The sequence below is a fragment of the Roseomonas mucosa ATCC BAA-692 genome (assembly GCF_000622225.1).
Classification (GTDB): Bacteria; Pseudomonadota; Alphaproteobacteria; order Acetobacterales; family Acetobacteraceae; genus Roseomonas; species Roseomonas mucosa.
Map to the genome: position 1 here is coordinate 175,201 of NZ_JHWD01000007.1, position 13,927 is coordinate 189,127.

General features: G+C 72.0%; 10 protein-coding genes. All 10 read left to right on the plus strand.

Translation table 11 applies throughout. The annotated features are described in order from the left end of the window. The first annotated feature begins 6 nt into the window (after window positions 1–6). The 10 genes from murB to ligA all read left to right on the plus strand — a co-directional run bounded on the left by murB (window position 7) and on the right by ligA (window position 13,897). The gene (murB, locus tag BT98_RS0109420; protein WP_019459415.1) at window positions 7–939 is read left to right on the plus strand and encodes a UDP-N-acetylmuramate dehydrogenase; all 933 of its coding nucleotides are present in this window, start codon (window positions 7–9) and stop codon (window positions 937–939) included. Continuing rightward, on the plus strand, window positions 936–1,901 hold the full coding sequence (locus tag BT98_RS23880; RefSeq protein WP_051004718.1) for a D-alanine--D-alanine ligase: 966 nt from the start codon (window positions 936–938) through the stop codon (window positions 1,899–1,901). Before murB ends, BT98_RS23880 begins: the two co-directional genes overlap by 4 nt. After that, window positions 1,891–2,727: a cell division protein FtsQ/DivIB gene (locus BT98_RS23885; RefSeq protein WP_019459417.1), complete on the plus strand. Its 837-nt coding sequence runs from the start codon at window positions 1,891–1,893 to the stop codon at window positions 2,725–2,727. Before BT98_RS23880 ends, BT98_RS23885 begins: the two co-directional genes overlap by 11 nt. Then, complete coding sequence (gene ftsA, locus BT98_RS0109435; RefSeq protein WP_027297200.1) at window positions 2,724–4,019, plus strand: cell division protein FtsA; 1,296 nt, start codon at window positions 2,724–2,726, stop codon at window positions 4,017–4,019. Before BT98_RS23885 ends, ftsA begins: the two co-directional genes overlap by 4 nt. A gap of 75 nt (window positions 4,020–4,094) precedes the next feature. Next, window positions 4,095–5,696 carry a cell division protein FtsZ gene (gene ftsZ, locus BT98_RS0109440; protein ID WP_019459419.1) on the plus strand — a complete coding sequence of 534 codons (1,602 nt, stop codon included), beginning with the start codon at window positions 4,095–4,097 and terminating at the stop codon, window positions 5,694–5,696. A gap of 243 nt (window positions 5,697–5,939) precedes the next feature. Next, entirely contained in the window at window positions 5,940–6,896 is a 957-nt protein-coding gene (gene lpxC / locus BT98_RS0109445) for a UDP-3-O-acyl-N-acetylglucosamine deacetylase (protein WP_019459420.1), read from the plus strand. A gap of 457 nt (window positions 6,897–7,353) precedes the next feature. Then, window positions 7,354–8,277: an outer membrane protein assembly factor BamD gene (locus BT98_RS0109450; RefSeq protein ID WP_019459421.1), complete on the plus strand. Its 924-nt coding sequence runs from the start codon at window positions 7,354–7,356 to the stop codon at window positions 8,275–8,277. A 64-nt stretch (window positions 8,278–8,341) separates the two neighbouring features. After that, window positions 8,342–10,021, plus strand: a complete 1,680-nt coding sequence (gene recN, locus BT98_RS0109455) for a DNA repair protein RecN (RefSeq protein WP_019459422.1) — start codon at window positions 8,342–8,344, stop codon at window positions 10,019–10,021. Between the two features lie 206 nt (window positions 10,022–10,227). Beyond that, window positions 10,228–11,313 (plus strand): L-dopachrome tautomerase-related protein, encoded by a 1,086-nt coding sequence (locus tag BT98_RS0109460; protein WP_019459423.1) that lies wholly within the window; start codon window positions 10,228–10,230, stop codon window positions 11,311–11,313. 433 nt (window positions 11,314–11,746) lie between these two features. Beyond that, window positions 11,747–13,897 carry an NAD-dependent DNA ligase LigA gene (gene ligA / locus BT98_RS0109465; RefSeq protein WP_019459424.1) on the plus strand — a complete coding sequence of 717 codons (2,151 nt, stop codon included), beginning with the start codon at window positions 11,747–11,749 and terminating at the stop codon, window positions 13,895–13,897. Window positions 13,898–13,927: the final 30 nt, after the last annotated feature.

A 13,927-nucleotide genomic window follows, 5' to 3' on the forward strand; every position in this document is an offset into this window, starting at 1 on the left:
CCCGCGATGAGCGCCGCCGCCCCCGCCCCGCCGGAACACGCCGCCCCCCTGCCGGACTGGCTGGCGGGGCTGCGCGGCCGCGTGCAGGCGGGGGCGGTGCTGGGCCCGCAGAGCTGGTTCCGCGTCGGCGGCCCGGCGGAGTTCCTGGTTCGCCCGGCGGATGCGGAGGACCTTCTCGCCCTGCTGCGCGCCAAGCCCGCCGGGGTGCCGCTGGCCGCGATCGGCGCCGCCTCCAACCTGATCCTGCGCGACGGCGGGCTGCGCGGCGTGGTGCTGCGCCTCGCCCGCGGGTTTTCCGAGGTGGTGGTGCAGGCGGACGGGATCGTGGCCGGCGCCGCGGTGCTGGACGTGACCCTGGCGGAACACGCCGCCGCCGCCGGGCTCGCGGGCCTCGAATTCCTTTGCGGCATCCCGGGCAGTGTCGGCGGCGCCGTGGCGATGAATGCCGGCGCCTATGGGGCCGAGGTGAAGGACGTGCTGGACTGGGCAGAGATCGCGACGCCGGAAGGGCTGCGGCGCCTGCCCGCGACGGAACTCGGCTTTCGCTATCGCCGCGCCGCCCTGCCGCCCGGCGCGGTCGTCACGCGCGCACGATTCCACGCCACGCCCGGCGACCGGTCTGCTATTGCCACCCGCATGGGGGAGATCCGCGAGAGCCGCGAGGCCAGCCAGCCCGTGCGCGCCCGCACCGGGGGCAGCACCTTCAAGAACCCGCCGGGGCACAAAGCCTGGGCGCTGATCGATGCGGCCGGCTGCCGCGGCCTGCGCCATGGGGCGGCGCAGGTCAGCGAGAAGCACTGCAATTTCCTGCTGAACCTCGGCGGCGCCACCGCCGCCGAGATCGAGGAACTGGGCGAGATGGTGCGTGCCCGGGTCCTGGCCCATTCCGGCGTGGGGCTGGAATGGGAGATCAAGCGAATGGGGGAGTTCGCTCAATGACACGCGTCGCCGTCCTTCTGGGGGGAATTTCGGCGGAGCGGGAGGTCTCTTTGTCCTCCGGCACGCAATGCGCCGCCGCGCTGGAAAAGGCGGGGCACGAGGTCACCCGCATCGAGGTGGGCCAGGACCCCGCCGCGCTGATCCAGGCGCTGCGGGACGCGAAGCCCGATGTGGTGTTCAACGCCCTGCACGGGCGCTTCGGCGAGGATGGCTGCGTCCAGGGCATCCTGGACTGGCTCGGCATCCCCTACACGCATTCGGGGGTACGCGCCTCGGCGATGGCGATGAACAAGGCCACCGCCAAGGCCGCCTTCACCGCCGCCGGCCTGCCCGTGGCGCCGCACCGGCTGATCGAGGCGGCGGAGCTGGAGGAGGCCGATCCCCTCCCCACGCCCTATGTCATCAAGCCGGTGGAGGAAGGCTCCTCGGTCGGCGTGCACATCATCAAGGGCGGCGACAACCGCCGCGCCGAGATCGCCCGGACCTGGCGCTACGGCACCATCATGGCCGAGCCCTATATCCCCGGCCGCGAGCTGACCGTCGCGGTGATGGGCGACCGCGCGCTGGAAGTCACCGAGATCAACGCCGAGGCCGGCGAGTTTTACGACTACGACTCCAAGTACGCCGATGGCGGCTCCCGCCACACGCTGCCCGCCCCGGTGCCGCCGGCGATCCGCGCCCGGGCGCTGGAGGTGGCGCTGGACGCCCACCGGGCGCTCGGCTGCCGCGGCGTCTCGCGCTCCGACTTCCGCTACGACGACACCGGAGAGGGCGAGGGCCGCCTCGTTCTGCTGGAGGTCAACACTCAGCCCGGCATGACGCCCACCTCGCTAGTGCCGGAACAGGCGGCGCATCTCGGCATCGCCTTCCCCGAGCTCTGCGACTGGATCGTCTCCCAGGCCCGCCACGACGGGATGCCTCCGAGTAGGGTTCCCCCTGGCGGGCTGCGCCATGCCGCGTGAGCCGCAGCGCCCCTCCGGCCTGCGCCTCTGGCTGCGGCGCCGGCGCGGGCTGGTCCGCCCGGCGCTGCGCGCCGGCATCGCCGTGGCGCTGCTCGGCGTGGTGGTGATGGGCGTCTCCGCCTTCGCGCCCGCCGGCGGGCTGCTGCAGTTCGGCAGCGGCTTCACCTCCGCCGCGCGCGACGCGGGGCTGAAGATTACCGAGATCCGGATCGAGGGCGCGGAGAACATGCCCGAGCCGCGCATCCGCGCCGCGCTCGGGGTGAAGACCGGCGACCCGACGCTCGCCTTTTCCCCCGATGCCGCGCGCCAGGCGCTGGAGGCCCTGCCCTGGATCGCACAGGCCGAGGTGGAGCGCCGCCTGCCCGGCACGGTGGTGGTGCGCGTGAGCGAGCGCCGCCCCTTCGCCATCTGGCAGAACCAGGGCCGCTTCTCGGTGGTGGACCGTTCCGGCAAGGTGGTGGCGACGGACCGGCTGGACGCCTTCGGCCCGCTGCCGCTGATCGTCGGCGCCGGCGCGGAGAAATACGCCGCCGCCCTCTATGACCAGCTTCGCGAGGCCCCCGACGTGCTGGCCCGCACCCAGGCGCTGGTGCGCGTCGGCGAGCGGCGCTGGAACCTGCATCTTTCCAACGGCATGGACGTGTTGCTGCCGGAGGGCGAGGAAAAGGCCGCGATCCGCCGCCTCGCGGAACTGCAGAAGCGCAACGCCCTGCTCGACCGCCCGCTCGTCTCGGTGGATATGCGCCTGCCCGACCGGCTGGTGGTGCGCCAAGCGAACGCCCCGGCCCCGCCCGCCGAGGCCAGGCGCGGGAGCGGCAAAGGGTGAACGAACTGACGCGCATCCCGCCCCAGCTCGAACCCGTCGCCCGGCCGCGCCGCCGGCCACGCGCGCGCTCGGGCATCTATGGCGTGCTCGACATCGGCAGCACCAAGACCGCCTGCATGATCGCGCGCGTCGATGCCGACGGCCTGCCGCGCGTGCTGGGCCATGGCTGGAAGCGCGCCGGCGGCATGAAGGGCGGCAACGTCGTCGATCTCGCCGAGGCCGAGCGTGCGGTGCGCGACGCGGTGGCGGCGGCGGAGGAGATGGCCGACCACAAGCTCTCGGGCGTCATCTGCAACCTGTCCTGCGGCCAGCCGGAAAGCCGGGTGCAGAACCTGCACTGGACGATCGGCGGCCGCGCCGTCACCGAGGCCGACCTGCGCGCCCTGCTCTATGACGGCCGCCGCCGCGCCGCGGAGGAAGGGCGCGAGAGCGTGCACGCCATCCCGCTCGGCTTCACCATCGACGCGACGCCCGGCGTGGACGATCCACGCAAGATGACCTGCGACGTGCTGGGTGCGAAGCTGCATCTCGTCAGCGCCTCATCCGCCTCGCTGCGCAACCTCGGCGCCACCCTCGCCGCGCTGGACCTGGAGATCGAGGAGCTGGTTTCCGCCCCCTTCGCCGCCGCGCTGGCCGTGCTGGTGGAGGACGAGAAGGAACTCGGCGCCACGGTGGTGGACATGGGGGGCGGCTGCACCAGCCTCTCGGTGATCCAGGATCACCACCTGCTCTACACCGCGCACGTCCCGGTCGGCGGCTGGCAGGTGACCAACGACCTGGCGCGCGGCCTCGCCACGCCGATCGCTCAGGCGGAACGCATCAAGACCCTGTATGGCGGCGTCACCGCCACCGCCGAGGACGAGAAGGAGATGCTGGTCATCCCGCAGGTGGGCGAGGACGACGACCACATCGCCCGCGTGCCGCGTGCCATGGTGATGAACATCGTGCGCCCGCGCCTGGAGGAGACACTGGAGCTGGTGCGCGACCGCATCGAGGCGGCGGGCCTCGGGCCGGAGACCGGCTCGCGCGTCGTGCTCACCGGCGGCGCCAGCCAGATCGTCGGCGTGCGCGAGCTCGCGGCGCGAATCCTCGACCGGCAGGTGCGTCTCGCGAAGCCGCATCCGGTGCGCGGGCTGCCAGAAAATATGCAAACTCCCGATTTCGCGACAACGCTCGGGCTTCTCTCATGGGGTGCGGGCGAAGGCCGCCCGACGCTCGACCTCGACATGGGCGGAATCGTGCCACGCAGCAAATTTGCGCGCTTCGTGAACTGGCTAAGGGATCGTGTCTGAGGCAAACTGCCGGCGGGGACAGTTCTTTTCCGGATTCACGTCCGGATTCATGCGTTGCCAAGGGGGGCTACGCCGATGACTCTCAACCTGACGATGCCTCGTCAGCAACACACCGATTTCTCGCCGCGGATCACCGTGGTCGGCGTCGGCGGTGCGGGCTGCAATGCCGTCAACAACATGATCGCCATGGGACTCGATGGGGTCGAGTTCCTGGTGACCAACACCGACGCGCAGGCGCTGCTGAACAGCCGTGCGGAGCGGCGCGTGCAGCTGGGTCCGCACCTGACACAGGGCCTGGGCGCAGGCGCCAAGCCCGAGATCGGCCGTGCCGCGGCGGAGGAAGCAACCGAGGATCTCGCGCGCCACCTCGAAGGCGTGCACATGGTCTTCATCACCGCCGGTATGGGCGGTGGCACCGGCACGGGCGCGGCACCGGTGATCGCACGCATGGCGCGTGAGCGCGGCGTGCTGACCGTCGGCGTGGTGACCAAGCCCTTCGACTTCGAGGGGCCCAAGCGCAAGCGCGCCGCGGATATGGGCCTCGACGAGCTGCAGCAGTATGTCGACACGCTGATCGTCATCCCGAACCAGAACCTGTTCAGGAAGGCGAACGAGCGCACCACCTTCGCCGAAGCCTTCAAGATGGCCGACGACGTCCTCTACATGGGCGTGCGCGGCGTGACCGACCTCATGGTCAACCCCGGCCTGGTGAACCTGGACTTCGCCGATATCCGCACCGTGATGGCGGAGATGGGCAAGGCCATGATGGGCACCGGCGAGGCCGAGGGCGACGACCGGGCGGTGAAGGCGGCCGAAGCCGCGATCAGCAACCCGCTGCTGGAGGACACCTCCATGCGCGGCGCCCGCGGCGTGCTGATCAACATCACCGGCGGCTGGGACATGACCCTGTTCGAGGTGGACGAGGCCGCGAACCGCATCCGCAAGGAAGTGGACGAGGAAGCCAACATCATCTTCGGCTCCTCGGTGGACGAGGAGATGAACGGCCGCCTGCGTGTTTCCGTGGTGGCGACGGGCATCGATGCCGAGGTCGAGGAAGCCCTGGCCGAGGCGCCGAAGCTGGTCGCCATCGGCGGCGGTGCGGTGCATGCGGTGGGCGGCGCGAGCCTGCATGGCTCGAACCCGCACGGCGCGCATCCGGCTCCGGGCGCGCCGATGGCGCGGGCCGGCGGCCCCGCCGCGCCCGCCCGCCCCGCGACCACTGCGGGCGCGCCCTCGGGCCACACCGTCGCCCCGGCGCCGGTGTCGATGACGCCGCCCTCGCTGCGCACTGCCGTATCGCCCAGCATGACGCCGGGCCCGCGCCTCGCCGTGAACCGGCAGGCGGAGCCGCAGGCGCCGGTCGCCGAGGCCGCAGCCCATCACGAGGCCGAGCCGGGCCCGCAGCCGACCGCCGAGCCCGTGCTGCGCGGCCCGATGGCCGCCCCGCTGGCTCCGCCGCGCTCGCCAGCCTCCGCCGCCCCGGCCCCCGGTGCCGCGCCGGGCGGGCTGAACCGGCTGTTCCGCCAGGCGACCGGGCTGATGAAGCGCAGCCTGCCGGACGAGGCTCCTGTCCCCGCGCCGCAGCCGCAGCGGACGGAGGAAGCCCACCGGGCCCCGCCGCAGGCCGAGACCGGGCTGGACATCCCCGCCTTCCTGCGCCGTCAGAAGAACAACTGACGGCCGGACCACCCGGCGCCCGGGAACACCCGATTGGCCGCTCCTGCAGGACGGCCGGCGAATCCAGGAAACCCGCCCGAAGATTTCGGGCGGGTTTTTTCATGCGCAATAACTCAAGAAATTCAGCCACTTAACGCGAAATATTGAGAAACAAGGCTTGAATGGCGCTTCCCCGCGCCCGGTGCCAGTTTCCAGATGTGGCGGCAGCAAGGCCGTCGGCAGAAAACAGGTTCCAACACTTCTATGGACGGTTCCCTCCTTTCCGTGACCGGTGCCCGCAAGACCCTCAAGGCCGCTATCGGCTGCGTCGGGACTGGCCTGCACTCCGGTGACCGCGTCAGCCTCACGCTGCGCCCGGCCGAGGCGGGGACGGGGATCCTGTTCCGCCGCACCGACCTGGGCGTGGACATCCCGGCCCGCTACGACCTCGTCACCGACACCCGCCTCTGCACCGCGCTGACCTGCCTCACCCCTGCTGGCGAGGCACGGATCGGCACGGTGGAGCACGTGCTGGCCGCCCTGGCCGGCTGCGGCGTGGATGACTGCGTCATCGAGGTCGATGCCCCCGAGATCCCGATCCTGGACGGCTCGGCCGCGCCCTTCGTCTTCCTGATCGACTGCGCCGGCATCACGGCCTCCGCGCCCTATGCGCCGCGCGACACGATCGAGGTCCTGAAGCCCATCCGTGTCGAGGAAGGCTCCGCCTGGGCCGAGCTGCACCCGAACAGCCGGCGCGGCCTGGAGATCTCCCTCGCCATCGCCTTCGAGGGCACGGCTGTCGGCCGGCAGGACCTCTCGCTGCCCCTGACGCCGGACTCCTTCCGCGAGGTCCTGGCCGATGCCCGCACCTTCACCATGGCGGAGGACGTGGCCCGGCTGCGTGCCGTCGGCCTTGCCCGTGGCGGCTCGCTCGCCAATGCCGTGGTGGTGGACGGCCCGCTGGTGCTGAACCCGGGCGGGCTGCGCCATCCGCAGGAATTCGTGCGGCACAAGATGATGGATGTGGTGGGCGACCTCTTCCTGGCCGGCGCCCCGCTACGGGCCAGCTTCCGCGGCCACAAGTCGGGCCACAGCCTGAACAACCGCCTGCTGCGTGCCCTCTTCGCCGATCCGACCGCCTGGCGCATCGAGTCCCAGGTGTCCGAGAACGCCAGCGCCGCGGCCAATACCCGCCTCCCCATGGCCGCCGCCCCCGCCTGACGCCCGGCCGCCTTTCCGGTCTTTCCCGGTGAGGCGCGCCCGGGCGAGAAGTGGGCGCCCGTTCCTCTCCCCAGCCCGTCGAGTACGGTCCCGAACACCTCTCAGCCCCCCCTTGTCACCGTCTCCGGAACCTCCCCGAGCCCCGGCCTCCGGCAGAAGGAGGCGTTGAAAGGCAGGTGTCGGCACGTCGTCAGGCTTGCTTCCTCGAAGCCGCTCCCCTTGGCCCCATCGAGGAAGCAGCGCAGAGGGGCCGCCCGATCCCCCGGCGGGCGATCCCTCTGCGCACCGGCAGCGTCCGCGGATGCGTTTCCCAGGCCGCCCCGGCCCGCACCACCTTCCCGGACAGTCCCCTTCCTGTGCCGGGAAAGGATCGGCAAACGAGCCACTGCATCCTTCGTCATCCACGGTGCTTTCGGCCCCTGCCGGCGCCCCGCAGCCGTGTTATAGGGCGCCCACCATGCGCATGATCGCCACGCTCCGCCGCTCCCTTCCGCGCCGCGCCAGCCGCGCGCCGCACGGAGCTCCCCGCCGGGCTCCCCGCCGGGCCCCCTACTGGGCGCTGCTGCTGCTGCCTCTGCTCCTGCCGGGATGTGGCCTGCTCGGCCAGTGGGACGGCAAATCCGCCAGCCTGACCACCAAGCCGGACGGCTCCACCATGGGCACGCCCGAGGAACTCTACGCCGCGGGCATGGACGCGCTGAAGCAGGAGAAGCCCGCCCAGGCGGTGGAACTCTTCGAGACGGTGGAGCGCGAGCACCCCTATTCCACCTGGGCCACCAATGCCCGGCTGATGACCGGCTACGCGGAATACTCCCGCAACCGCTATACCGAGGCGCTGACGGCGCTGGACCGTTTCATCCAGCTCCACCCCGCGCATCGCGACATCGCCTATGCCTACTATCTGCGCGGCCTCTGCTACTACGAACAGATCAACGACGCGCAGCGCGACCAGACCTCCAGCAACACGGCCATCACCGCGCTGCAGGACGTGGTGAACCGCTTCCCCAACACGCCCTATGCCCGCGACGCGCGCCTCAAGATCGACCTCGCCCGCGACCATCTCGCCGGGCACGAGATGTCGATCGGCCGCTTCTACCAGCAGCGCGGCCTCTATGCCGCCGCGATCGGCCGCTTCCGCAACGTGGTGGACAACTACCAGACCACGAACCATGTGCCGGAGGCGCTGCACCGCCTGACCGAGATCTATCTGGCGATGGGACTCACGGAGGAGGCCCGCAAGACCGCCTCCGTGCTCGGCCACAATTACCCGGGCAATCCCTGGTACCAGGACAGCTACGCCATGCTGGTGGAGGGTGCGCCCCCCGCGCCGGGCGACGAGCGCCCGGGCTTCTTCCGGCGGGCCCTCAACACCATCTTCTGACCTCCCACGAACCTTCCGGGCCGGGCGCCTCGCGTGCCCGGCCCGCTCCTCCCGCGGAGCCCGCTTGCTCGCCTCCCTCTCGATCCGCGACGTGGTGCTCATCGAGCGCCTGGACCTGCGATTCGGCTCCGGCCTGACGGTGCTGACCGGCGAGACCGGCGCCGGCAAGTCGATCCTGCTGGACAGCCTGGGCCTCGCCCTTGGCCAGCGGGCCGAATCCGGCATGGTCCGCGCCGGACAGGCCCAGGCCAGCGTCACCGCCGTCTTCGCCCCCGCCCCCGACCACCCCGCCTTCGCAATGCTCGCGGAGCAGGGCATGGAGGGCGAGGAGGAGATCGTGGTCCGCCGCGTGGTGAACACCGACGGCCGCTCCCGCGCCTTCGTCAACGGGGAGCCGGTGGGCGTCGGCCTCCTGCGCCGCCTGGGTAGCCTGCTCGTCGAGGTCCAGGGGCAGCACGACCAGGTGGGCCTCGCCGACCCTGGCAGCCATGGCGGATTGCTGGATGCCTTCGGCGGGCTGGAGCCGCGCCGCCGCAAGGCGGGGGACGCCTTCCGCGCCTGGCGATCCGCCAGCCGCGCCCTGCGCGAGGCGCAGGAGGCCATCGCCGCCGCCCAGCGGGACGAGGAATGGCTGCGCCACGCCGTGGGGGAGCTGTCCGACCTCGCCCCGGAAGAGGGCGAGGAGGAGGCCCTGGCCAGCGAGCGCCAGCACATGCAGCAGGGTGAGCGCCGTGCCGAGGCCATCGCCTCCGCCCTAGCCGAGTTGCAGCCGCGCGACCGGCGTGGCGGCAGCGGCCCCGCCGCCGCACTGCGCAACGCTGCCCGCGCCCTGGAACGCCTGCCCGCGCCGAACGAGGAGGCCGCCCCGGCCCTCGCCGCCCTGGCTGCCGCGCAGGACGCGCTGACCGAGGCAGAATCCCTGCTGGAACGCCTGAGCGCCGATTTCGGCCCCGACCCGCGCCGGCTGGAACAGCTGGAGGAACGCCTCTTCGCCCTGCGCGCCGCCGCCCGCAAGCATGCCGTGCCGGTGGTGGAGCTGCCCGGCCTGCTGCTGCGCCTCAAGGAGCGCCTGGGCGCCCTGGATGCCGGGACCGGCCGCGTGGCGAAGCTGGAGGCCGAGGCGGAAGCCGCCCGCAACGCCTTCATCGCCGCCGCCGCCGACCTCACCGCCGCCCGCACCAAGGCGGCGCGCGAGCTGGAGAAGGCCGTGGCGCGCGAGCTCGCCCCCCTCAAGCTCGACCGCGCTCGGCTGCATATCGAGCTCGTCCCGCGCGAGGAACCCGCCTGGGCCGCCGATGGCGTGGACCGGATCACCTTCCTCGTTTCCACCAATCCCGGCCAGACCCCCGGCCAGCTCGCGAAGATCGCCTCGGGCGGCGAGCTGTCGCGGCTGATGCTGGCGCTGAAGGTCGTCCTCGCCCGTGGCTCGCCCGTGCCCACCCTGGTCTTCGACGAGGTGGACAGCGGCATCGGCGGCGCCACCGCCGCCGCGGTGGGGGAGCGCCTGTCCCGGGTTGCGGACCGGCTCCAGGTCCTGGTGGTGACCCATTCGCCGCAGGTCGCCGCCCGTGGCACCGCCCATCTCCGCGTCGCCAAGGGCGTGCGCGGCGACCGGGCCGAAACCCGCGTGGAACCTCTCGACCTCGGCGCCCGGCGCGAGGAGATCGCCCGCATGCTGGCGGGCGAGACCATCACCGAGGCCGCCCGCGCGGCCGCCGACGACCTCCTGGCAGGGGCCGCCTGACACGGATCTCCGCCTGACCACCCGGTCCCGGCCTCTTTCCCCGCCGTGGGGATAGGACCGGGGCCGATCTTCCCTGGGGCATGGCGCCGGCTCCTCCGGTGCCTGTGGGCCCTTGCCGCCACCTCGCCGGGCCGGTCCAAGCCGTGTCCCCACCCATCCCGAGGCCGCGCGGCGCCCGTCCCGCCCCCTTTCCGATCGAGGACGCGATGAACCGACGCAGCCTGCTCGCCGCCGGCATGACCCTTCCCTTTCTGGCCGCCTGCGCCATGCCCATCCAGAACGGGCTGACCCCGGTGCTGGAATCCGACACGCCGATCCAGGGCGTCACCACCAGCCGGGACGGGCGCGTCTTCGTGGTCTTCGCCCGGTTGGACGGTGCCGAGGGGCCGCGCGTGGCCGAATGGGTGAACGGCCAGTACCGCCCCTATCCCGACGCCGCCTGGAACGCCTGGCGCCCCGGCGCGGCGCCGAACAATGCCTTCGTCCGCGCCAACGCGCTGCGCATCGGGCCGGAGGGCGACCTCTGGGTGGTCGATACCGGCAGTCCGGGCATCGGCAAGCCCGCCCTGGCCGGCGGCCCCAAGCTGGTGCAGATCGACCTCGCCACCAACAAGGCGAAGCGCATCTACCGGCTGGACGAGCTGACCGGCGAGCGCAGCTTCATCGACGACGTGCGCTTCAACGCGCGCCTCGCCTATGTCACCGATGCCGGCCAGCCCGCGATCATCGTGATGGACCTGGACCGCGGTGCCGGATGGCGCGTGCTGGAGGGCGATCCCTCCCTCACCGCCCGCCGCCCCCTGACGGCCGAGGGGCAGGAGCTGCGCGGCCCCGACGGGCGCCCGGTACTCATCCATGCCGACCAGGTCGAAGTGTCGCAGGACGGGCAGTGGCTCTACTACCAGTCCTGCTCCGGCCCGATGTCGCGCATCGCCACCCGCTACCTGGATGACCGCAACATCGCCGACAGCGAGCGTGCCCGCCATGTGGAGCCCTGGGCCCAGACCGGCTCCACCGGCGGCACGGCCATCGACGCCGCCGGCAACATCTACGCCAGCGACACGGACAAGCTCGCCATCCTCCGCATCGCGCCGGACCGCACCGTCACCACCCTGGTGCAGGACCCGCGCCTGCTCTGGGTGGATGCGATGTGGATCGATGAGGCCGGCGACCTCTGGCTGCCGGCGGCCCAGCTCAACCGCCTCCCTGCCTTCCAGGGCGGCACGTCGCGCGTGGTGCAGCCGGTCCGGGTCTTCAAGTTCACCCTCGGCGCGCAGCCGGTCCGGCGATAGCCCCGGCTTGCGGCGTCTCGCCCGTGGCTGGCCCCGGGGGAGGCGCTGCCTCCCCCGGTCCCCCACCACCGGGGACATCGCATGTCCCCGGGCCTCGCCTTGCGTTGGCGCGGGTGGCAAGGCCAGTCCCCTGGCCCCGATCCTGGCGGACAGATGGGCCAGCGGGGCTCCCAGAAGGAAGAGGACACCGTCTCACGTGCTGGTGGCGCCCACAGTCGCCGGAGAGCCATGCTCCCCGGCGCGATCCGGCCGCAGCGGGAGCCAACACCCCAGGTCCAGGGCCTACAGGGTCCTGGCGGATGGGGTTTACGGGAGGAAGGCGGAGCCCTCCCGCCCGGGCCACGCCCCCCCCCCGCCCGAACACGTTCTGCCGCGTTACCCCGCTATCACCCGCCGTTTCCGCTCCTTCCCGATCTGCCCTAGGCCTGCCGCCATGTCCGACCGAACCGAATCGCGTCCCGTCGAGTCGCTCAACGAGGAGGAGGCGCGCGCCGAGCTTGCCCGCCTGGCCGGGCAGATCGCCGAGGCCGACCTCGCCTACCACCAGCAGGACGCACCGATCATGTCGGACGCGGCCTATGACGCGCTGCGCCGCCGGAACACCGCGATCGAGGAGCGTTTCCCTGCCCTGAAGCGGGAAGACAGCCCGAACGAGGCGCCGCCCGGCGCGCCCCCGGCGGCAGGCTTCAGCAAGAGCCGGCACGGCACGCCGATGCTCAGCCTGGACAATGTCTTCGGCCCGGAGGAATTCGCCGAGTTCGCCGCCCGCATCCGCCGCTTCCTGGGCCTTTCGGCCGAGGAGGTGCTGCGCTTCGTGGGCGAGCCCAAGATCGACGGGCTTTCGGTGAACCTGCTCTACGAGGACGGGCGCTTCGTGCGGGGCGCCACGCGCGGCGACGGCATGGTGGGCGAGGACATCACCCGCAACCTGGAAACGCTGGACGAGCTGCCCCGCCAGCTTCCGGCGCCTCATCCCGCCCGCATCGAGATCCGGGGCGAGGTCTTCATGACCAAGCCCGACTTCCTCGCCTTCCATGCCGAGCAGACCCGGCTGCACGAGGAGCGCGAGGCCCGCCGCGCCGCGGGCGAGCCGGTGGGTCCGGCGATCCGCATTCCCGTCAACCCGCGCAACGCCGCCGCCGGCTCGCTGCGCCAGCTCGACCCGGCGGTGACGGCCAGCCGCCCCCTGCGCCTCTTCGCCTATGCCCAGGGCGAGTCCAGCGAGCCGGTGGCGGAAACTCATTCCGAGTACCTGAAGCGGTTGGAAGGCTGGGGTTTCCGGGTGAACCCGCTCTCCCGGCTCCTGCCCGACGAACATGCCGCCGGGGCCTTCCAGGCGGAGCTGGCGGAAAAGCGCGCCGGCCTCGCCTATGACATCGACGGCGTGGTGTACAAGCTGGACCGGCTGGACTGGCAGAGCCGCCTGGGCTTCGTCGGCCGCGCCCCGCGCTGGGCCATCGCCTGGAAGTTCCCGGCGGAACAGGCGACCACCACCCTGCTGGACATCCAGATCCAGGTCGGCCGCACCGGGGCGCTGACGCCGCGCGCGGTGATGCAGCCGGTCAATGTCGGCGGCGTCATGGTGCAGCACGCCACCCTGCACAACGAGGACGAGATCGCCCGCAAGGATGTCCGCATCGGCGACACGGTGATCCTGCAGCGCGCCGGCGACGTGATCCCGCAGATCACCGGCATCGTGCCGGAGAAGCGCCCGGCGGACAGTCGGCCCTTCGTCTTTCCCGACACCTGCCCCGCCTGCGGCTCCCATGCCGTGCGGCCGCCGGGCGAGGTGATCAAGCGCTGCACGGGTGGCCTGATCTGCCCGGCGCAACAGGTGGAGCGGCTGATCCACTTCGCCTCGCGCAACGCGATGGACATCGAGGGGCTGGGCATCGAGAACATCGAGCTGCTGCACCGCGAGGGGCTGGTGAACACCCCCGCCGGGATCTTCCGCCTCAAGGGCCACACAGAGCGGATGCGTGGCTGGGAAGGCTGGGGCGGCCGCTCCGGCAAGGATTCCAGGAAGATCACCAACCTCCTCGCCGCCATCGAGGCGCGGCGGGAACCGTCCCTGGAACGCTTCCTCTTCGGCCTGGGCATCCGGCGCATCGGCGCGCAGAACGCCCGCCTCCTCGCCCGCCACTACGGCACGGTGGAACACTGGCGCCAGGCCATGCTCGATGCCCGCATCCTGGGCTCCGAGGCACGGGAGGATCTGGGCGGCATCCAGGGCATCGGCCCGGCCATCGCGCAGGAGCTGGTGGAGTTCTTCTCCGAGCCCCGCAACCTGGAGGCCCTGGACGACCTGCTGCGGGAGGTCCACCCGCAACCGGCCGAGACGGTGGCCGAGGGCGCGCTTTCCGGCAAGAGCATCGTCTTCACCGGCTCCCTGGAAACCATGACGCGGCAGGAGGCCGAGGCCCGCGCGGAATCGCTGGGTGCCAAGGTGGTGAAGAGCGTTTCCAAGAAGACCGACCTCGTGGTGATCGGCGCCGATGCCGGCTCCAAGGCCAAGAAGGCCGCGGAGCTCGGCCTTCGCACCCTCACCGAGGCGGAGTGGCGCGAGCTGGCCGGGATGGGTTGAGGAACGGCCCGGAGGCGGACCGCCCGAAGA

Bases quoted from the DNA above. Each gene is read 5' to 3' on its own strand.
- ligA (WP_019459424.1), top strand. From the start codon at position 11,747: ATGTCCGACCGAACCGAATCGCGTCCCGTCGAGTCGCTCAACGAGGAG.
- BT98_RS0109450 (WP_019459421.1), top strand. From the start codon at position 7,354: ATGCGCATGATCGCCACGCTCCGCCGCTCCCTTCCGCGCCGCGCCAGC.
- BT98_RS0109460 (WP_019459423.1), top strand. From the start codon at position 10,228: ATGAACCGACGCAGCCTGCTCGCCGCCGGCATGACCCTTCCCTTTCTG.
- murB (WP_019459415.1), top strand. From the start codon at position 7: ATGAGCGCCGCCGCCCCCGCCCCGCCGGAACACGCCGCCCCCCTGCCG.
- BT98_RS23880 (WP_051004718.1), top strand. From the start codon at position 936: ATGACACGCGTCGCCGTCCTTCTGGGGGGAATTTCGGCGGAGCGGGAG.
- lpxC (WP_019459420.1), top strand. From the start codon at position 5,940: ATGGACGGTTCCCTCCTTTCCGTGACCGGTGCCCGCAAGACCCTCAAG.
- ftsZ (WP_019459419.1), top strand. From the start codon at position 4,095: ATGACTCTCAACCTGACGATGCCTCGTCAGCAACACACCGATTTCTCG.
- BT98_RS23885 (WP_019459417.1), top strand. From the start codon at position 1,891: ATGCCGCGTGAGCCGCAGCGCCCCTCCGGCCTGCGCCTCTGGCTGCGG.